We start from the raw sequence: 18,905 nt of genomic DNA, 5'->3' as shown, positions 1-18,905 counted from the left end.
TGGTCAGTCGATCAGCGCGACCCAGGCAAAAGCCATGCCGATGCCGATCCAGATGCCGGCTCCGAGCCGCTGGCCTTGGGCTCCCAGACGCTCCACCAGGCCCTGGGACCAGGCGGTGACGAGCAGCAACAGGCTGCCCTGGGCCAGAAGCAGGCCCAGGAAGTAGCTCGGCAGAGGGCTGGGTTCCGCCCCGACGATCGTGCTGCCCAGGAGGAAACCATGCAGCCCGAACAGGGGCAGCAGCCAGGCGGCGGGGGCCATGCTCAGGGCAATCAGGCCTTCGACCGCAAGGCTGAGGGACACCAGGGCTTCGGCCCAGGGCGCCACTGCGTCGGGCAGGGAAATGAATTGCGACAGCAGGCTGCCGCCAAGACCGATCGCCAACAGCGGCAGCACCCAGCGCAGCGGGCGTTGCAGGCCGACAAAGCCAAGGGCCAGCAGGAACAGCAGATGGTCAGGCCCCAGCAGCGGGTGACCCAGACCACTCAGCAGTCCCTGCCAGGGAGTCAGCGCACCGCTGTCGCCCATACCGAAGGGATGGTGGGCAAAGGCTGGGCTGGAGATCAATAGCAAGGCCAATGCGGCAACGGCGGCCTGGCGCAGAGGCCGGGGAGAAGCCAGAAGATTGGTCAAAGTCGATCCTCGTCGGTAGTGCTCCTGGCGGGCGTTCTGACTGACGCCGGCGGGGCCGGACGCTTTACAGCTGCGGGACAGCGACGGATTTGCACCGTTCTTTCCCCGTTTCCATCAGCGGCTGATCCCCGCTGAAACCAGACCCAAACCCTAGGGGAGGGTCTTCCATTGGTCAACGGTGGCTCCGGGGTACCCCCTCGGTGTCACCATCCGATCAGCGCGTGCATAGCTGCTGCTGTTGCCGATCAACACCACGGTGAGCATGTCCACCTGTTCAGGCTCCAGGCCGCTGAGATCCGTGAGTTGATGAGTTTCATCGCTGCGTCCCAGCTGCCGGGCCAGTAGCACTGGCGTTTCGCCCCTGCGGTGTTCGAGCAACAGTTCCCGCGCCTTGGCCAGTTGCCAGTCGCGGCCTTTGGATCGTGGGTTGTACAACGCCACGACGAAATCTCCTGCCGCCGCCGCCCGCAGCCGTTGCTCGATCACGGGCCAAGGAGTCAGTCGATCACTGAGGCTCACCGTGCAGAAGTCGTGCATCAAGGGTGCTCCCGCGCGGGCTGCCGCCAGCTGCAGGGCTGAGATGCCCGGATGCACCTGAAAGCTCGGCCGATCCTGTTCCGGCTGCTGCAGCCACAACTCCAGGGCCAGCCCGGCCATTCCGTAGATCCCGCTGTCTCCTGAGGAGATCAGGGCGACCCGTGCTCCCTGTTGAGCCAGGCTGAGGGCCTGGGCGCAGCGGTCCCATTCGCGGGTGAGCTGGCCATCCAGACGCACCTGATGCACCTGTCGCAACGGCTCCAGCAGGTCGAGATAAAGCCCGTAACCCACCCACGCCGTGCAACGGGCGAGGGTCTGGCGGGCGTCGCCACTGAGCAGCGATAAATCCCCAGGACCACTACCGATCAGATGCAGTTCCCCCCGCGATGGGGCAAAGGGGCGCCTGGCTTCGGCAACCGCCACGGTCACCGCGCCCTGTTCCCCGGTGGCGGCATGGCGAATCACTTTGCTTTGGCGCAGGACAGCCCCCTCACCGGCCGCCAGCAGAGCAGCCGCCTCAGCCACCGAGGCGGTGCCCATCTCGGCGAGCACCACGTCGGATGGGGTTGGCACCTCGACCGATGCCAAAGCCGTTGCGTCGTAGGTGCGGAAGGGCCATTGCCGTTGCTCGCCCAGCTCCATCAGGGCTGGCTCATCCGCTTTGCGATCGATGCTCGCCAGGCCGGCGACTGCTGCTTCCGCCAGTCCCGCCTGAGCCAGGACCTCCCGGATCACCCGTTGCACCAACGCCAGGCTGGTGTTGCGTTCACAGCCCACCCCCAGCCAGAGGCTGGCGGGATGCCAGCGGCAGGGGGCCTGGTTGTCGGCGCCAATGCTCACCTGTGCCTCGCTCGCACTGGTCACGCTCTCCAGCGTGGGATGTTGGTGCTGCCAATCGGTGGAACCGGAGGTCTGGGCAACGGTCAGCCGTTCCGAGCACGCCTGTTGCTGCATCAACTCCCGCCAGGCGGTACTGCTGCCAGCGCGCCGCCAGCCCCAGCCCTCACCGAAGGCATCGAGCGCCAGGCGATCCTCTGTGGCACAGGCTCCGGTCAGGACGGCGTCGGCCTGCAGCATCCCTGCCAGTTCCCGCGCCCGTTGCTCAGCACCACTGCTGTGGCCCCCCAGCAAGGGGATGACCCACCGTCCCTTCGGATCCAGCACGAGAACGGCTGGATCCCGCTCCTTGCCTTGGATCAGAGGGGCGATCAGCCGGGTCACAGCCCCAACCGCGCCGACGAATAACAACGTTTGTCCAACCCGCCAGTGGCCAACGAGCAGTTCCTTGATCGCTCCATCCGCTCGATGGGCTTCCTGGATCTGACCGCTCTGCCTCAGGCGATCCAGCAGGGGTTGGCTGGCGGCGGAAAGGCCGATGCCGATGCCGCAATCAAGGGTCTGTGGGGTGGGCGAAGTCAGGGCGGTCGCTGGCAGAACGTGGCTTAGGGCTGCTTGAGACGTCCATCCGGATTCAGCAGCTCCCGGGCTGATCCTCCCAGGCTGGATTCCGGCCGCAGCAGCGGTTCAGGCTGACGGACGGGAGCAGGGTCCGGTTCGAGCTGTTGCGGTGCTAGTGCCGGGTCCATGGGGGGTGTTGGGTCATCGTCGTCGTCAATGGCTTTGTCAACGGCTTCCTCAATGGAGTCGTCAACGGTTGCAAGCTCAGGCTCTGTGGTCGGTTCTTCGGCGGTTGCGACGACGGGTTCAGAAGCAACGTCGGCTTGTTGCGCTTGTTCCTGAGCTTCTTGATCGTCGTTTTGCTCTTCCTTTGCGGGACTGCGTTGCAATGAGGGCTCAGGGTCGATGCGCTCTTGCCGGGGCGTACCGCTCAAATGCTCCAGTTCGTCTTCACTGAGCCGGGCTTTGAGCCAGACGGGTCTGTCACGGCGGCCGGCCTCCAATCGGATCAGGCGATTGTTGAACACGGGCTGCAGTGGTTCGCCCTGGCCATCCAGCAGCTCCAGCTGCAGCGTGGTGCCGTTGCTACCTGTCCCTTTCAGCCAGATCGCTTCCTGATGGTCCGTCAGAAAACTGTCGCCATCAACGCTGATACGGATGCGCCAGCGGCCGTCTCCATCGCGAATATTTTGAAGTGGGGCATTCCAGATCAGCCAATCCAGCATCAGCGGTTGCTGGTTTTCTTCGTTGGCGGGTGGAACCGGCACAACCCATGGGGCATCTGACGCTGGCTGGGTGGCGTTCAGGCGCTGCCAAAGGTGCAGTCGTCCTTGAATGGCACCGCCCGAGGTTGTCACCGCTTCCCCCCAGGGATAGGCGGCCCATGCGCTGAATCGATGGCTACCCGGCGTTAGATCGTCGAGCTTCAACCGCAGCTTTCCATTCGTGAGTTGATCAAGTCGGATCAGGGGTCGGTCATCCACCTGCACGGCCACATGGGGACCGATGCCCAGGTCTGGGTCCCGGCTCACCGGCCAGTCCTGCACGTCCAGGACCAGCTCGACAGCATCACTTTGAACGAGGCTGTCATCGACTGGACTCACCAGGGTGAGCTGGGGGTGCCGGCCAGCGAGTTGGCGCTTGAGTTGCTGAACCGCTCCTGGAGGAGCCAGCTCCTGGAGACGTCCGGAGGGGCCCTGGCTTGGAATGGGCTCCTCCGGCGCAGGGGCGCGGCTCAGCCAGCTCGGCAGGGCTGCAACCCCAAGCGGGGCGCTGAGCAGGAGCAGCAAGGCCAGAACCCCCACCAGCAGCAGCTTCAGGCCCGAGCGCGGCATGGCTGAACAGCGGATGGGCTCATTCTGCCCACCATGGCGTGGCAGAAAACAGTTTTTATTAGTCTGGCCGCAAAAATGACGAAGTTTGTATTACTTGCTTTTGTGAGATTCTGTTTTTTCGCTGATAATCACACCTCCGGAGACCCCAGTTCCAGACTGGCTCGGGGCGGGATTGAACCTTTGTAACTCAACACCTGTATTCGCCCTTCTTCAGATCTATGCTTCCGCCAGTGGTCCCCTCTTTGGGGCCCCAGCTTCAGTGAAGTCAAGGGGTTTCGGCCTTTTGAACGCACTGATTCCCTGACGCTGCTTCATTGCGGAGCTGCGTCCGGGGCCCCGGTGGATTTCGATCCGCCGGAGGGGTGGCCCTCCACCTCGACTCCAGTCCCTCGAGGAACGACTCGATGACCATCAGCCCACCTGAGCGTGGGAGTGACGCGAAGAGCCAGGTCGAAAAGGTTGACAATCCAGCAACCTTCGAGCTGTTCGGCAAGCCCGGACACTTCGACCGCGCTCTCGCGAAGGGTCCCAAAACCACATCCTGGGTTTGGAATCTTCACGCCAACGCTCACGACTTCGACGCCCACACGAGCGACCTCCAGGAGGTTTCTCGGCGGATCTTCTCCGCACACTTCGGCCATCTGGCCGTCATCTTTATTTGGTTGAGCGGTGCCTTCTTCCATGGCGCCCGCTTCTCCAACTATTCCGGTTGGCTCGCCGATCCCACCCACGTGAAGCCCAGTGCTCAGGTGGTGTGGCCGATCTTTGGCCAGGAAATTCTCAATGGCGATATGGGTGCCGGCTTCCAAGGCATTCAGATCACTTCAGGCCTGTTCCACGTCTGGCGTGGATGGGGCATCACCAGCGAAACCCAGCTCATGGCTCTGGCCATCGGTGCCCTGGTGATGGCCGGCCTGATGCTCAACGCTGGTGTTTTCCACTACCACAAGGCTGCGCCGAAGCTGGAGTGGTTCCAGAACGTTGAGTCCATGCTGAACCACCACCTGGCAGGTCTGCTGGGTCTCGGTTCACTGTCCTGGGCTGGTCACCTCATCCACGTGTCCGCTCCCGTCAGCAAGCTGATGGATGCGATCGACGCCGGCCAGCCGCTGGTGCTCGATGGCAAAACCATCGCCACCGTGGCGGACATCCCACTGCCGCACGAGTTCTTCAACCAGGACCTGCTGGCACAGCTCTATCCGGGTATCGGTGCAGGGATCGGAGCCTTCTTCTCCGGGAACTGGGCTGCCTACAGCGACTTCCTCACCTTCAAAGGTGGGCTGAATCCTGTCACCGGCAGTCTCTGGATGACCGACATCGCCCACCACCATGTGGCGATTGCCGTCCTTTTCATCGTCGCTGGTCACATGTACCGGACGAACTGGGGCATCGGTCACTCCATCAAGGAGATCCATGAAGGTCAGAAGGGTGATCCCCTGCTGTTCCCGGCTCCCAACGGTCACGACGGTCTCTATGAATTCCTGACGACCTCTTGGCACGCCCAGCTGGGTCTCAACCTGGCCATGCTCGGCTCTCTGAGCATCATCGTGGCTCAGCACATGTACGCCATGCCTCCCTACGCGTACATGGCCGTTGATTACCCGACCCAGATCGGTCTGTTCACCCACCACATGTGGATCGGTGGATTCCTGATTGTCGGTGGCGCTGCTCACGCGGCCATCGCCATGGTGCGTGACTACGACCCCGCAAAGCACATCGACAACGTGCTGGACCGGGTGCTCAAGGCACGCGACGCCATCATCAGCCACCTCAACTGGGTGTGCATCTGGCTCGGAGCCCACAGCTTCGGCCTCTACATCCACAACGACACCATGCGTGCCCTGGGTCGTCCCCAGGACATGTTCAGCGACTCGGCGATTTCAATTCAGCCGATCTTCGCTCAGTGGATCCAGAACGCCCACGCTGCAGCAGCCGGAAGCACCGCTCCGAATGCCCTCGCTGGTGTAAGCGAAGTGTTCAACGGCTCTGTTGTGGCCGTCGGCGGCAAGGTCGCCGCAGCTCCCATGCCGCTCGGCACTGCCGACTTCATGGTCCACCACATCCATGCCTTCACGATTCACGTGACGGTGTTGATCCTGCTGAAGGGTGTGCTCTACGCCCGCAGCTCCCGTCTGATTCCAGACAAGGCCAACCTGGGCTTCCGCTTCTCTTGCGATGGTCCCGGTCGCGGCGGCACCTGTCAGGTGTCCGCTTGGGACCACGTGTTCCTGGGTCTGTTCTGGATGTACAACTCCCTGTCGATCGTGATCTTCCACTTCTCCTGGAAGATGCAGAGCGACATCTGGGGAACGGTGAACGCCGACGGTTCCGTCGCGCACATCACCAACGGCAACTTTGCCCAGAGCGCCATCACCATCAATGGGTGGCTGCGTGATTACCTGTGGGCTCAGGCCGTTCAGGTGATCAACAGCTACGGCTCGAACACCAGTGCCTACGGAATCATGTTCCTGGGTGCTCACTTCATCTGGGCCTTCAGCCTGATGTTCCTGTTCAGCGGCCGCGGCTACTGGCAGGAGCTGATCGAGTCCATCGTCTGGGCTCACAACAAGCTGAAGGTGGCTCCGGCCATCCAGCCCCGTGCGCTGTCCATCATCCAAGGCCGTGCCGTGGGTGTCGCCCACTATCTGCTGGGCGGAATTGCGACCACGTGGGCCTTCTTCCACGCCCACATTCTTGTGGTCGGCTGACCTCACTGACCTTTCCCTCTAATGGCAACGAAATTTCCTTCGTTCAGCCAGGGTCTGGCTCAGGACCCGACAACCCGTCGTATTTGGTACGGGATCGCCACGGCTCACGACTTCGAGAGCCATGACGGAATGACGGAGGAGCGCCTCTACCAGAAGCTCTTCTCCACCCATTTCGGTCACCTCGCGATCATCGGCCTGTGGGTTTCGGGCAACCTGTTCCACATCGCCTGGCAGGGCAACTTCGAGCAGTGGGTCGCTGACCCCCTGCACGTGCGCCCCATCGCTCACGCAATCTGGGACCCCCACTTCGGTCAAGGCGCCATTGACGCCTTCACTCAAGCGGGTGCGTCTTCCCCGGTGAACATTGCTTTCTCCGGTCTGTACCACTGGTGGTACACGATCGGCATGCGCACCAACGCCGAGCTCTATCAGGGTTCCATCTTCATGATGATCCTGTCGGCATGGGCCCTCTTCGCCGGTTGGTTGCATCTGCAGCCCAAGTTCCGTCCCTCCCTGGCTTGGTTCAAGAACGCTGAATCACGCCTGAACCATCACCTCGCCGTTCTGTTCGGCTTCAGCTCCATCGCCTGGACCGGTCACCTGGTTCACGTTGCGATCCCCGAAGCCCGCGGTCAGCACGTTGGTTGGGACAACTTCCTCAACGTTCTGCCCCACCCTGCCGGTCTTGGACCCTTCTTCACCGGCAACTGGGGTGTGTATGCCGAAAACCCTGATTCCCTGAACCAGGCCTTCGGCAGCGCCGACGGTGCAGGCACTGCGATCCTCACCTTCCTTGGCGGTTTCCACCCTCAGAGCGAAGCTCTGTGGCTGACCGACATCGCCCACCACCACCTGGCCATCGGTTGCATTTTCGTGATCGCCGGCCACATGTACCGGACCAACTTCGGGATCGGTCACTCCATCAAGGAGATCCTCGAGACCCACAACCCCCCCAAGGGCACCCCTGGTGACCTCGGTGCCGGTCACAAAGGTCTCTACGACACCATCAACAACAGCCTGCACTTCCAGCTCGGCCTGGCCCTCGCTTCCCTTGGCGTGGTCACCAGCCTGGTGGCGCAGCACATGTACTCGATGCCGTCGTACGCCTTCATCGCGAAGGACTACACGACTCAGGCTGCCCTGTACACCCACCACCAGTACATCGCCATCGCTCTGATGTGCGGTGCCTTCGCCCACGGTGCGATCTTCTTCATCCGTGACTACGACCCCGAAGCCAATAAGGACAACGTCCTGGCTCGGATGCTTGAGCACAAAGAAGCGATCATCAGCCACCTGAGCTGGGTCTCCCTTTTCCTCGGTTTCCACACCCTGGGCCTCTACGTCCACAACGACGTGGTCGTGTCCTTCGGTACTCCTGAGAAGCAGATCCTGGTGGAGCCTGTGTTCGCCCAGTTCGTACAGGCTGCCTCCGGTAAGGCCATGTACGGCATGGACGTGTTGCTCTCCAACGCCTCCAGTTCCGCCAGCCTTGCTGCCCAGAACATCCCGGGTGACCACTACTGGCTTGATGCCATCAACGGCAACACCGATGTGTTCCTGCCGATCGGCCCTGGTGACTTCCTGGTCCACCACGCCATCGCTCTGGGTCTGCACACCACCACCCTGATCCTTGTGAAGGGTGCCCTAGATGCCCGCGGCTCCAAGCTGATGCCCGACAAGAAGGACTTCGGTTATTCCTTCCCCTGCGACGGCCCTGGCCGTGGCGGTACCTGCGATATCTCAGCCTGGGACGCCTTCTATCTGGCTGTCTTCTGGGCTCTGAACACCGTGGGTTGGGTCACCTTCTACTGGCACTGGAAGCACCTCGCTATCTGGTCTGGCAACGTCGCTCAGTTCAACGAATCCAGCACCTATCTGATGGGCTGGTTCCGCGACTACCTCTGGCTCAACTCCTCCCAGCTGATCAACGGTTACAACCCGTTTGGCAGCAACAACCTCGCCGTCTGGGCTTGGATGTTCCTGTTCGGTCACCTGGTGTGGGCCACTGGCTTCATGTTCCTGATCTCCTGGCGTGGTTACTGGCAGGAGCTGATCGAGACCATCGTCTGGGCTCACCAGCGCAGCCCCATCGCCAACATGATGGGTTGGCGTGACAAGCCTGTGGCTCTCTCGATCGTTCAGGCCCGTGTTGTGGGTCTCGCCCACTTCTCGGTTGGTTACGTGCTCACCTACGCAGCCTTCCTGATCGCCTCAACCTCAGGCAAGTTCGGTTGATTCATATCTGTCCAACCGTCTGATTCACGAGTCGTTCCTCGTCCTTCACCCCGTCCGGTTTACCGGGCGGGGTTTTTTGATGCATCCTCTTCTCTGATCCGCGCTGGATAACTTGTCGTCTCTGCTGCTGGTTGCTGGTTGTGACGTCACGCCAATGGGATCACTTGTTGCTCAACTGCGGCATTTGGCAAGGCAGCTTCGACACGTTTGATCGAGATCTGGAGCTGAGACGTCGGCAGCCATCGCAACTCACCCTTGCGGGGGACGGTGCCGCTGTGGAGCTGGAGTTGCTGTTCTGGCCTGATGCTTTCGATGGCCAACGTCAGGGGGATCCTGTGAAGCGGATCGTTCAGTCCTTCCATCAGGTGGATCCTGAGCTGGCTTTCTTCTCCACCGGTAGCTTTTCGCGGGGCTCGTTGTTCATCTCCACCTGGTCCAGGCCCTATGCCGAATTCGGATTTCTCTGGCGGGACCGACGCCATCGAATGGTGTTGCTCTGGGATGGCAGCGGACGTTTCGATCACCCCGTTCTGATCTGTGAACACAGGGATGGTGTGGACGCAGACGAAGCGCCTCCCCTGACGGCAGAACAGCTTCTTGGCGGTTGGCGTGGCCACCAGACAGTGCTGGAGCGGGATCGGCCGGTGGAAGATCCACACATCACCCCCCATGAGCTGCTGATTTCAAAGGACATGCTGCACGGTTTGCAGTGGTTGCCGGATGGTGGAGCCTTTCGCGCTCCGGATCATGTTTGTGCTGGCAGCGGCTTTGAGATCGAAGCCTGGTGGTGCCCCTGCCCGGGGCGGTTGGAGCGTATTCAGCGTTGCTATGACGCGTTCGGCAGCTGGATCGCCAGCCGCCACGTCCTGTTGCAGCGTTGATGGATGAGGGCAACCAAGATCCTTGTTGGCGCTGTCTGCTCACTTCTTCTAGGGACGGCTGCTCCGGCTGATGCCGATACCGCACGCGTGCATTGCCATCTCCACGTGAAGTCGCCGGTGATGAAGCGGACCGACAACGCCGCCAACTGTCAGTTCAGCCAGTCCCAGGGCAATGTCACCGTCGTGATGTATCCGGGAAACCGCGCACCGCTGAGGTTCGAATTTCCTGCTTCCAAGCAGAACGTCACCTATCAGCGCCTCAATCATGAGGCTGGGATCAAATTCACAACACCGGTTTTGACGCTCAAGGTGTTCTGGGCTGATCCTGGAACAAGCCACAGGTTCTAAATCGTTCCAGGCAGGGTTGAGCCCAGTCGTTCCAATGCTTCTCGCAGTTGGTTAAAAGCCCTCGGTTGTTGTCGTCGCTCAATGCGCAGCAGCACATGATCGGCGATGCGTTGCATCGCAACCATTTCGCTCGCAGTCTCTGGTGCGTAGACCGCTTGCGGTCGTTTCAGCAGGGTCCTGTCCTGGATGAACACCTCCTTCCAGCGACGTCCCCAGACGGCTTTGGCAAAGCGGTCGTTGTTGTCTTTGAAATGCCGTCGCACGACCCTGGCGAGATCCCGGTCAAACCCCCAGTAGCTGCCGTCCTTCCAACGACGGAAGCTCTGTTCCTGCGGAATGATCGCTGAGGAATTTTCGATGACCCGGTGACTGATGCCATGACGGGCCAGGCGCAGCCCCACCTCCCGTGCCAGCCAGGTGGCCCGGGGGCCAGGGCTTTGATTCAGGGCCTCCGAACGGCTGGCGGCCCAGTCCAGATCCGGATTGAGATCAAGGGTCGTGAGCAGTTGCCGCAGCGGGTCGGGGTCCGTCTGGCGGAAGGGGATGAAGCGCACATCCAGTCCCCGTTCCCGTTCCTGAAGTAGTGCTGCGAAATAGTTCCAGAAATCGAACACATCACTGCGTTTGGCTTTGGGGCCGGTAAACGTTCCGCTTGAGGGGAGTCGACCTGCCAGCACCTCCTTCACATAGCTCTCGAACGTTGTTGTGTGATAGAAGCGCTTCAGCGTGTAGGCATAGCGGGAGTTGATGTAATCGAGCTGAGATCGGATGAAGATCACGATCGTCAGCTCATAGCCGTGCTGTTGGGCCAGGCTTCTGAGTGTGCGGATCGTCTTGCGTTGGGTCAGCCGGGGGGCGAACTGCTCAGCGCTCAGTAGCAGATCACCACTGCTACCGGCCATGGTCTCCAGATAGTCATGCCAGACGTCCCATTGGCCTCGCGTGATCGCTTTTGTAAGCGGCTTGAAGTGGGCGACATCCTTTAGTGGGAAGCGGTATTGAACGTTCTGTTCCTCCAACAGCCCACGACTGCGCAGCAGCCGCGACTGGATGTCCGTTGAGGCGGTCTTGTGGGTGCCGGCATGCAGGATCAAGCGTCGACGAGCTGGCGCTGCAGGAGTTGTCGTGGTCACGTCGGCCGCCAGCGTTTGAGCAACAAATACACCGTCGGCACCACAAACAGGGACAGCCATGAGGACACCAGCAGGCCGCTGAACACCACAGTGCCGATGCTGATCCGGCTGGCGGAGCCGCTGCCCTGGGCCAGCAGCAGCGGTAGAAATCCGGCCAGGGAGGTCACCGCAGTGAGCAGGATCGGTCGCATTCGGTTCACGGCGGCGCCAAGGATCGCCTCCCGCAATGCCAGGCCGGCCTCCAGCCGTTGATTGGCGAATTCAACGATCAGGATGCCGTTCTTGGCCGCCAGGCTCACCAACACCAGCAGTCCCATCTGTCCGTAAACATCCAGGGGGAGACCCCGCAGCTTCAGCCCGATCAGTGCCCCCATCAGGGCAATCGGCACGGTGAGCAGGATGATCAGGGGGTCGACAAAGCTTTCGTAGAGAGCCGCAAGCAGCAGGTACACCACCACCACCCCGAGGCTGAACAGCACCCAGGTTGAACGGGCTGCCTTTTGCTCTTCCAGGGCCAGGCCTGTGAAGGCCAGCCCGATGTTGTTGCCCCCCACCGCATCGCCAGCCGCCTTGAGTTGCTCAATCGCCTGACCGCTGCTCACCCCAGGGGCCGGCACGGCCGTCACCGTGATGGCCCGGTTCAGACCGTAGTGGCGGATGCCGTTGGCTCCTTCGGTTCGGGTCAGGGTGGCCACGTTCTCCAAAGAGACCAGCTCTCCGCTGCGGTTGCGCACCATCAATCCGCTGAGATCCTCGGGGCCTGTTCGGTTGTCTCCATCCAGTTGCACATAGATGCTGCGGATGCGGCCCCCTTCGTAGGTGTCGTCGATGTAGCGGCCGCCGATGGCGGTGCCGATGTCGCGCAGGGTAGTGCTCAGATCAAGGTCGAGACTGGCCAGAAGATCGCGATCAAGGCTGAGGCGCCACCGGGGGGAGCTGGCATCGAAGCGGGTGCTCACCCGTTCAAAGCGGTTGCTGGCTTGGGCGGTTTTGATAAAGCGCTGGGCCAGGGCTTCGAACGCCTGCAGGTTGAGCTGTCCGCCGCTGCGGTCCAGCAGCTCCAGCCTCAAGCCGGATTCGCCGCTGAAGCCCCGCACGGTTGGTGGGGTTGTGACCACCACACGGGCGTCGCCGATGCGGCTGCGGATGGCGCGGTTCAGCCGTCGTTTCACGGCGTCACTGCTCTGATCACGACCGGAGCGCTGCTCCAAGGGCTGAAGCCGCAGATAGAACGAGCCACGGTCTTCGCCGCTCTGGCCGAAGGATCGGCCGGCATAAAAGTTGCCCGTCCGCACAAGGGGCTCCTCCACTACCACGGCACGGATGCGTTCCATCACCGCTACTGTCCGTTCCAGGCTGGCCCCCTCCGGCAGGGTGAAGTAGCCGCGGATCTGGCTCTGGTCTTCGTTGGGGATGAAGGCGGTGGGCATCGCCGCCAGCCCAGCGCCGGTGATGATCAGCCCTGTCAGCAGCAGGCCCAGCACCAGCGTTGCGCGCCGCAACCAGAGCTCCAGCAGATTGGCGTAGCACCGTTGCAGGTCGCTCATGCCTTGCCTGAGCCCGCTGCTCAGCCGCCGCAGCGGACCCCGCAGTCGCCCTTCTCCAGAGTCCAGCACCCGGGCGCAGGCCATGGGTGTGAAGGAAAGGGCATTGAGGGTGGAGAACAGAATCGCGCCGCTGATGGCCAAGGCAATCGGTTGGTATAGCCGTCCCACGGAGCCGGGGATCAGCAGCACCGGCACGAACACGGCAGCTAGCACCAGGGAGGTGGCCACAACCGCTCCGGCCAGTTCGGCCATGGCGTCTTCCGCCGCAGCTTTTGGGGCATCCCCCCGTTCGATCCGGCCGGCGATGTCTTCACTCACCACGATCGCGTCATCGACGACGATGCCGGTGGCCATGACCATTCCGAACAAAATCAGGCTGTTCAGGTTGGAGCCGCTCAGCTTCACCAGCACCAGGCTGCCCACCAGTGCCACCGGTACTGCAAGGCCAGGGATCAGGGCCAGGCGCCAGCGTCCCAGGAACAGCACCAGCACCACCAGCACCAGCAGCACGGCATCACGCAGGGTGGCGATGGTGCGATCGAGGTTGGCCTGGACGTTGTCAGCCACATCCACGATCATCGACGTTTCGATACCGGGCGGGAAGCTGGGCTCCAGTCGCTTCAGTTCAGCTTTGACGGCTCGACTCACCTCCAGGGCATTGGCGCCATCCCGCTGATAGAGCCCCACGGCCACGGAGCGCTGCCCGTCGAGATTCATCGCCTGGCTTCCGTAGCTGCGCTGCCCCAGCTCGACGCGACCCACATCCTTGAGACGCAGCAGTCCGCCGTTGTCGAGTCGGCGCAGAATCAGATTCTCGAAATCCTTCTGGGTGAGCAGCCGTCCCTCGGCATCCACCGGCATGCTGATCAACTGACCGTCTGGTGCCGGTGAAGCACCAAGGCTGCCGATGGCGGCCAGCACGTTCTGCTCGGCCAGAGCGCGGCTGACATCTGAGATCGTCAGGCTGGCCTGTTCCAGGCGATCCGGATCGAGCCAGAGGCGAAAGGCGAGGTTACTGCTGCCGAACACCCGTACATCGCCGATTCCAGGCGTGGAGAACAACGCCTCCCGCAGGGATTGATCCAGCCAGCCGGCCAGGAAGGTGGGAACGTACTGATCGGGCGGATGGCTGAAGCCAAGGATCATCAGCAGGTCGTCCGAGGAGCGCCGAACCCTCAGGCCCTGACGGCTCACCGCTTGAGGCAGACGCCGGGTGGCGAGGTTCACCTCGTTCTGCACCTTGATGGCATTCAGCTCGGGATCGCCTTCGCTGAAACGCAGGCTGATGCTGGCGCCACCCTGACGGCTGTTGGAGCTGATGCTCTCCAGCCCCTCCAAACCATTGAGCTGTTGTTCCAGGACGGCGGTGACGCTCTGCTCCACCACCTCCGGTGACGCCGCTGGAAAGGTGGCCCCAACGCTGACCCGGGTCGGCGCCAACTGCGGCAGGTCCTCCAGTCCCAGTCCGGTGAGGGCCACCAGGCCTGCCAGCAGGATCAGCAGGCTGCAGACAACCGTGAGGATCGGTCGGCGCAGAAACGGCTGGGAGAGCGACCGCAACGGGACGACTTGGAATGTCCTGAATCCTGACAGTCAGAAACCCCCGGCTGTCTCTTGATGGAACAGCCGGGGGTCAGCGTTGGGACTGGACGTGACAGTCCCTCGAGATCGTGGGCGGGGAACTTTGCCTGATCAGCCGACGCTCCAGACGCCAGCAGCGATTTTGAACAGGTCCTGAACGTGCACCGTGTTGCAGAGGAACCAGGCGAACACGGCGCCGCCGCAACCACCCAGCCAGAAACCGCTGGTGAAATCGGCCCAGCCGGTGCGGGTGAACAGATCAGCCGGTGGGTTCTCGACGGTGGCGTCGGCGGGGGGGATGTTGGGCTGCTTGCCGGGCTGGTTGTACAGCAGGAACAACAGGCTAAGGATGTGAACAGCACCGATGGCGGCTAGCAGACCTGCGGTCTGCTGATACTCCGTGGCCCGCAGGGGACCGCAGATGGTGAAGGGGCCGTACAGCAGGTAGCCGAAGGCTGCGCCGGTCTCCAGTCCACGGAAGTTGGGGGAGATGCCGGGACGGTATAGGGGCAGGTTGTTGATCAGGCCCTTAATGAAATAGCCGCTGTTGACCGGGGTGGCGAGGTTGCCGACGCAGGGGTCAGAGACGGGAGTGACGGTCATGGAAGTCGAATGCTGAGGGGTGAAAACGATCCGCGATCCGCGGTCACTCGGCGGCGGTGATCACTCGACCGACGAGAACGATGAACACTGCAGGGAAAACGATTCCGGTAATGGGCACGAAAATCGCAGGCAGCCAGGCAGCAGCGAAATCTCCAGTCATGTCGAGGCCAAAAGCTTCGCAGCTATCGTATAGATCACTGATCTGACGGTCTCTTTCAGGCCGCAACGGCGACATAAAAGTTCAATCCGTATGCAGAACGTTCTCGTCCCCGGTGCTGTCGTCCTTCTGACGGTGGTGCTCTGGTTACGTCGCAAGCCGGGCAAGCCCATGCTCAGCAGCACAGACACCAGCAGCGTGGCCCAGTTGAACCGGGCCCAACTGGAACTGGTGATCGAGTCGTCCAGTCCAGATATCGCCGCCGACGATCCTTGGGCTGATTGGACTGCTCCTCAAACGGAGCAGGGCCGTCTGGCGTTGCAGCAACGGCTGCGGCAGCGGATGGCATCGGGGCCGGAGCAACGGCTTGATGCTGTGAGGGAGGCGGCCCTGTGGGGACATCGTTCCGTTCTGCCATTGCTCAAGCGTGCCCTGCGGGACAGCGACGCCCGAGTGGTGGAAGCTGCAGCCGAGGCGATGGAACCGTTCCGCGGTACACCACGTCGCGCCCCAGCTCAGACAGCGCGGCCGCCGCGCAACGTCTCACGGATGCGATAAATCGGGCGCCCCTGACTTTCGTGATACGTGCGGATCAGCAGTTCTCCGAGCAGTCCGAAGCAGAACAGTTGAATCCCCGCTAACCCCAGCACCACCGCCAGGGTGAGTAACGGACGATTGCCGATATCTCCACCCATCAGCTTCACCACCAAGAGGTAGCTGCTAGCGAGAAGGCTGCCAAGCATGGCGATCAGTCCCCCGAATCCGAAGACGTACATCGGCCGGGTGAGGAAGCGCTTCATGAACCACACCGTCAGCAGATCCATCAGCACCCGGAAGGTGCGATCGATGCCGTATTTACTGGTGCCGAACTGGCGGGCCCGATGGTTCACCTTCACCTCGGTGATGCGTGCCCCTTCGATGAAGGCCAGCGCTGGCAGGAAGCGATGCAGCTCGCCGTATAGGCGCATGTCTGACAGCACCTCGCGCCGGTAGGCCTTGAGGGAGCAGCCGTAGTCGTGAAGCTTTACGCCGGTGACGCGTCCGATCAGGCGGTTGGCGATGCGAGAGGGCAGTTTGCGTTGCAGGGCGGCGTCCTGGCGCTGATGGCGCCAGCCGCTCACCAGGTCGTAGCCCTCCCGCAGCTTGGCCAGCAGCATTGGAATGTCGGCGGGGTCGTTCTGCAGGTCGCCATCGAGGCTGACGATGACGTCGCCCTGGGCAACATCAAACCCGGCGGCCATCGCTGCGGTCTGGCCGTAGTTCTTGCGGAGCAGCACTGCCACCAGTTCGGGGACGTTATGGCTGAGCTGCTCCAGGACCTCGGCTGTGCGGTCGCTGGACCCGTCGTTGACCAGCACCAGTTCGAAGCGCTCACCACTGGGCCGCAGGGCGTCGGTGAGTTGCTCCACCAAGTAGGGAAGGCTTTCCTCCTCGTTGTAGAGAGGCACCACCACGGACAGGTCCAGGGGTGTGCTCATGCCGAGGGGGGTTGCTGATCGATGCAACCTAAGCCGACCGGGCTTGCCGCTTAGCTGAGCGTGGTGCCGTCGTGGCAGCGGATCACGCGGCCCGCTCCCCGCAGCTGCTTCCGATAGTGGCCGGCGACGGGATGACGATCGGAAAGGTGGAGGCTGTCGACACCGACTCCGTTGCGGCCGTGCTGCTGGCCTGAACTGTGGCGGTAGCGCCCACTGCCCAGGTGGAGTGCCACATGGGTGCAACGCCGCGGAGAGCCGAAAAAGATCAGATCCCCCGGTCGCAACAGATCCAGCGCGCCGACCGAGACGGCGACGGGTTGGCAGAAACGCTCTTGCTGATACGCGTCCCGGGGGATCCAGATGCCCTGGCTGGCAAAGGCCAGCTGCATCAGGCCTGAGCAGTCCATATTCGGTTCGGTGGTGCCGCCCCAGAGGTAGTGGTTGGGCTGCTGTTCGGCGTCTTCGCTCCAGGCCAGCACCGCTGGCAGTCGCCGCTGGATCTCCGTTGCCAGAAGCAAGGTTGGTTTCCAATCAGGCAGCTGCTTCGCGCGCCCGATCAGGTCATCGAGATCCATCCAGCAGCGGTAGCCGTCCTCCAGCAGCTGCACCAACAGTCGATCGCCGCTCCGTTGCAGCAATCGGATACTCCGACCACAGCGCCCCTGGGTGGTGAGGCTGTCGCCCATGGGGTGCCCGTAGCCATTGACGTCGTTCAGCAGGGTCCACTTGGTTCCCGGCTGCACAAGGTCGGGAGCCAGCAGGCTGCTTAACGTCGCCATGACCCTTTGCTGTCGTCATGGCGTTCTACCGCCCCGATCCCGCTATGGCGTCCCATCTCGAGTCGGTGCTCGACCAACTGGATGCTGCAGGGCGACCCGGGTTGCGCAACAGCTTGTCCATCACGTGGGTCCGCTACAGCGACGTCAGCCCTGAGGCGGGTCAGGGCCTGGGTGCCGCCTGGAATCAGGATCGCTGCGTTTATCCCGCCAGCGTGGTGAAGCTGATCTATGCGGTGGCGGTCGAGCGCTGGCAGCAGCGGGACCTGATCCCCGGCAGCGATGAACTCCAGCGCGCCATGCTGGACATGATCGCCGACTCGAGCAATGACGCCACGGGATTGGTGGTGGACCTGCTCACTGGCACCACCAGTGGTCCTGAACTGCACGGGGAACGCTGGGAGCAATGGCAGCGCCAGCGCCGTCTGGTGAATGACTGGTTGGCCAGCTTGCAATGGCCGGAGCTCGATGGCGTCAACTGCTGCCAGAAAACCTGGGGAGACGGCCCCTATGGCAGGGAGAAGCGTTTCTATGGCGCCGACAACGGCAACCGCAATGCGCTGAGCACGGCCGCCACGGCTCGGATGATGGAAGCGGTAATGACGGGCGCTGTTGTTTCCCCCCCCGCCTGCCGGCGGTTACGGGACCTGCTCAGTCGCTCTCTTGATCCTGATCAACGTCGAGCCGATCCGGAAAACCAGGTGGATGGATTCCTCGGGGAAGGACTGCCCGAAGGCTGTCGGCTATGGAGCAAGGCGGGTTGGATGAGTCAGGCCCGGCATGACGCCGCTTGGTGGCAACAGCCTGAGCAGCCACCAACGCTGCTGGTGGCTTTTTCAAATGGGACGGAACGCGCCAGAGATGAACGCCTGCTGCCGGAACTGGCTCGCCTGCTGGACACTCTTTAGCGCTGAAGCCAAGCTAAGGAATGAATGGATGGTTTGGAACGGAGGGGATGGCTCTCTGACTCCTCCCAACGGAATCGACCGTGCTGTTGCGAAGCAGGGTCTGAACTGAACAACGTGCATGCGAATTGGTTGACTGATTTGTTGAATGATGGGTTGACTTGGCCTTGCCCTGATTGGGTGAGTTGAGGTTGATTTTTAAACCTCCTGCCCTTGTTGCTTCTCCCGGCGTCCTCACCGGCTGTTGAAGCATTCATCTTTGATGTCGAATGTTGATGACTTGTTTGCGCCTGAAAGATGCTTGTATAGTGCGATTGTTGAACGTGTAGGGATCCTCTTTTGGTGGAGGTTGTACAGGCTGATCAGTCGCTTCGGCTCATGCTGGTCGACGACGAGCCTCGTTTGACTGATTTTTTAGGTGTTGAGCTCGAAGAAGAAGGATATGTTGTTCAGATTGTTTCGAATATTTCCGAAGCTTGGCACGCATTGCAGGCGGAATTATTGCCATTTGCTTCTGATTGTGTTTCTTTTTCGTATTCTTTTTACTATCTTCCTTGGTCGAGATTTTGACACTGTCCCTGATCGAACGACCACGTTGAACCGGCATGTTTGCTTTCCTATGACATTTCAGGCGGGGTATGTCTGGAGTCC

At 61.8% G+C, this 18,905-nt stretch carries 17 protein-coding genes and 1 riboswitch; of the genes, 8 read left to right on the top strand and 9 right to left on the bottom strand.

Features of this window, described 5'->3' with window-relative positions:
• Positions 1-3: 3 nt before the first annotated feature.
• Together TX72_RS10690 and cobJ are read right to left on the bottom strand one after the other, a co-directional pair.
• Positions 4-633, bottom strand: a complete 630-nt coding sequence (locus TX72_RS10690; protein WP_042503880.1) for a HupE/UreJ family protein — start codon at positions 631-633, stop codon at positions 4-6.
• 9 nt (positions 634-642) lie between these two features.
• A riboswitch (cobalamin riboswitch) is annotated at positions 643-790 on the bottom strand.
• Positions 784-2,418: a precorrin-3B C(17)-methyltransferase gene (cobJ, locus tag TX72_RS10685; RefSeq protein ID WP_011128982.1), complete on the bottom strand. Its 1,635-nt coding sequence runs from the start codon at positions 2,416-2,418 to the stop codon at positions 784-786. (Overlaps the previous riboswitch by 7 nt.)
• 3 nt (positions 2,419-2,421) lie before the next feature.
• On the opposite strand from cobJ, the gene TX72_RS14785 reads away from it, so the two are divergent.
• A complete protein-coding gene (locus TX72_RS14785; RefSeq protein ID WP_225867700.1) occupies positions 2,422-2,616 on the top strand; it encodes a hypothetical protein in 195 nt (64 codons plus the stop codon).
• Here TX72_RS14785 and TX72_RS10680 read toward each other — a convergent pair.
• The gene (locus TX72_RS10680) at positions 2,613-3,902 is read right to left on the bottom strand and encodes a hypothetical protein (protein ID WP_011128981.1); all 1,290 of its coding nucleotides are present in this window, start codon (positions 3,900-3,902) and stop codon (positions 2,613-2,615) included. The genes TX72_RS14785 and TX72_RS10680 overlap by 4 nt on opposite strands.
• 404 nt (positions 3,903-4,306) lie before the next feature.
• Here TX72_RS10680 and psaA point away from each other — a divergent pair, with 404 nt between their 5' ends.
• The 4 genes from psaA to TX72_RS10660 all read left to right on the top strand — a co-directional run bounded on the left by psaA (position 4,307) and on the right by TX72_RS10660 (position 10,074).
• The gene (gene psaA / locus TX72_RS10675) at positions 4,307-6,610 is read left to right on the top strand and encodes a photosystem I core protein PsaA (RefSeq protein WP_011128980.1); all 2,304 of its coding nucleotides are present in this window, start codon (positions 4,307-4,309) and stop codon (positions 6,608-6,610) included.
• Positions 6,611-6,631: 21 nt separating this feature from the next.
• Entirely contained in the window at positions 6,632-8,845 is a 2,214-nt protein-coding gene (gene psaB / locus TX72_RS10670) for a photosystem I core protein PsaB (RefSeq protein WP_011128979.1), read from the top strand.
• A 140-nt stretch (positions 8,846-8,985) separates the two neighbouring features.
• Positions 8,986-9,726 carry a DUF3598 family protein gene (locus TX72_RS10665; protein WP_011128978.1) on the top strand — a complete coding sequence of 247 codons (741 nt, stop codon included), beginning with the start codon at positions 8,986-8,988 and terminating at the stop codon, positions 9,724-9,726.
• A gap of 3 nt (positions 9,727-9,729) precedes the next feature.
• Positions 9,730-10,074: a hypothetical protein gene (locus TX72_RS10660; RefSeq protein ID WP_011128977.1), complete on the top strand. Its 345-nt coding sequence runs from the start codon at positions 9,730-9,732 to the stop codon at positions 10,072-10,074.
• Here TX72_RS10660 and TX72_RS10655 read toward each other — a convergent pair.
• The 4 genes from TX72_RS10655 to TX72_RS10640 form a co-directional block, all read right to left on the bottom strand.
• Positions 10,071-11,267, bottom strand: coding sequence for a hypothetical protein (locus tag TX72_RS10655; RefSeq protein ID WP_225867699.1), 1,197 nt, complete (start codon positions 11,265-11,267; stop codon positions 10,071-10,073). The two genes, TX72_RS10660 and TX72_RS10655, sit on opposite strands and share 4 nt — an antisense overlap.
• Entirely contained in the window at positions 11,204-14,314 is a 3,111-nt protein-coding gene (locus TX72_RS10650; RefSeq protein ID WP_011128975.1) for an efflux RND transporter permease subunit, read from the bottom strand. Before TX72_RS10650 ends, TX72_RS10655 begins: the two co-directional genes overlap by 64 nt.
• Before the next feature lie 132 nt (positions 14,315-14,446).
• The gene (locus tag TX72_RS10645; protein ID WP_011128974.1) at positions 14,447-14,938 is read right to left on the bottom strand and encodes a photosystem I reaction center protein subunit XI; all 492 of its coding nucleotides are present in this window, start codon (positions 14,936-14,938) and stop codon (positions 14,447-14,449) included.
• 43 nt (positions 14,939-14,981) lie between these two features.
• A complete protein-coding gene (locus TX72_RS10640) occupies positions 14,982-15,098 on the bottom strand; it encodes a photosystem I reaction center subunit VIII (protein WP_006851672.1) in 117 nt (38 codons plus the stop codon).
• A gap of 90 nt (positions 15,099-15,188) precedes the next feature.
• On the opposite strand from TX72_RS10640, the gene TX72_RS10635 reads away from it, so the two are divergent.
• Positions 15,189-15,653, top strand: coding sequence for a HEAT repeat domain-containing protein (locus TX72_RS10635; RefSeq protein ID WP_011128973.1), 465 nt, complete (start codon positions 15,189-15,191; stop codon positions 15,651-15,653).
• On the opposite strand, the gene TX72_RS10630 is transcribed toward TX72_RS10635, so the two are convergent.
• Both TX72_RS10630 and TX72_RS10625 read right to left on the bottom strand, forming a co-directional pair.
• The gene (locus TX72_RS10630) at positions 15,611-16,573 is read right to left on the bottom strand and encodes a glycosyltransferase family 2 protein (protein WP_011128972.1); all 963 of its coding nucleotides are present in this window, start codon (positions 16,571-16,573) and stop codon (positions 15,611-15,613) included. The genes TX72_RS10635 and TX72_RS10630 overlap by 43 nt on opposite strands.
• Positions 16,574-16,623: 50 nt before the next feature.
• The gene (locus tag TX72_RS10625) at positions 16,624-17,352 is read right to left on the bottom strand and encodes a C40 family peptidase (RefSeq protein WP_011128971.1); all 729 of its coding nucleotides are present in this window, start codon (positions 17,350-17,352) and stop codon (positions 16,624-16,626) included.
• Positions 17,353-17,369: 17 nt separating this feature from the next.
• Here TX72_RS10625 and TX72_RS10620 point away from each other — a divergent pair, with 17 nt between their 5' ends.
• On the top strand, positions 17,370-18,257 hold the full coding sequence (locus tag TX72_RS10620; protein ID WP_011128970.1) for a serine hydrolase: 888 nt from the start codon (positions 17,370-17,372) through the stop codon (positions 18,255-18,257).
• 375 nt (positions 18,258-18,632) lie between these two features.
• Complete coding sequence (locus TX72_RS14010) at positions 18,633-18,824, top strand: response regulator (protein ID WP_148228816.1); 192 nt, start codon at positions 18,633-18,635, stop codon at positions 18,822-18,824.
• Positions 18,825-18,905 lie beyond the last annotated feature (81 nt).

The sequence above is a fragment of the Parasynechococcus marenigrum WH 8102 genome (assembly GCF_000195975.1).
GTDB lineage: Bacteria > Cyanobacteriota > Cyanobacteriia > PCC-6307 > Cyanobiaceae > Parasynechococcus > Parasynechococcus marisnigri.
The sequence above is the reverse complement of the archived record's forward strand: the minus strand, read 5'-3'. Positions and strand labels throughout refer to the sequence as shown.

Bases quoted from the DNA above. Each gene is read 5' to 3' on its own strand.
- TX72_RS10680 (WP_011128981.1), bottom strand. From the start codon at position 3,902: ATGCCGCGCTCGGGCCTGAAGCTGCTGCTGGTGGGGGTTCTGGCCTTG.
- psaA (WP_011128980.1), top strand. From the start codon at position 4,307: ATGACCATCAGCCCACCTGAGCGTGGGAGTGACGCGAAGAGCCAGGTC.
- psaB (WP_011128979.1), top strand. From the start codon at position 6,632: ATGGCAACGAAATTTCCTTCGTTCAGCCAGGGTCTGGCTCAGGACCCG.
- TX72_RS10660 (WP_011128977.1), top strand. From the start codon at position 9,730: ATGAGGGCAACCAAGATCCTTGTTGGCGCTGTCTGCTCACTTCTTCTA.
- TX72_RS10655 (WP_225867699.1), bottom strand. From the start codon at position 11,267: ATGGCTGTCCCTGTTTGTGGTGCCGACGGTGTATTTGTTGCTCAAACG.
- TX72_RS10645 (WP_011128974.1), bottom strand. From the start codon at position 14,938: ATGACCGTCACTCCCGTCTCTGACCCCTGCGTCGGCAACCTCGCCACC.
- TX72_RS10640 (WP_006851672.1), bottom strand. From the start codon at position 15,098: ATGACTGGAGATTTCGCTGCTGCCTGGCTGCCTGCGATTTTCGTGCCC.
- TX72_RS10635 (WP_011128973.1), top strand. From the start codon at position 15,189: ATGCAGAACGTTCTCGTCCCCGGTGCTGTCGTCCTTCTGACGGTGGTG.
- TX72_RS10630 (WP_011128972.1), bottom strand. From the start codon at position 16,573: ATGAGCACACCCCTGGACCTGTCCGTGGTGGTGCCTCTCTACAACGAG.
- TX72_RS10625 (WP_011128971.1), bottom strand. From the start codon at position 17,352: ATGGCGACGTTAAGCAGCCTGCTGGCTCCCGACCTTGTGCAGCCGGGA.
- TX72_RS10620 (WP_011128970.1), top strand. From the start codon at position 17,370: ATGGCGTTCTACCGCCCCGATCCCGCTATGGCGTCCCATCTCGAGTCG.
- TX72_RS14010 (WP_148228816.1), top strand. From the start codon at position 18,633: ATGCTGGTCGACGACGAGCCTCGTTTGACTGATTTTTTAGGTGTTGAG.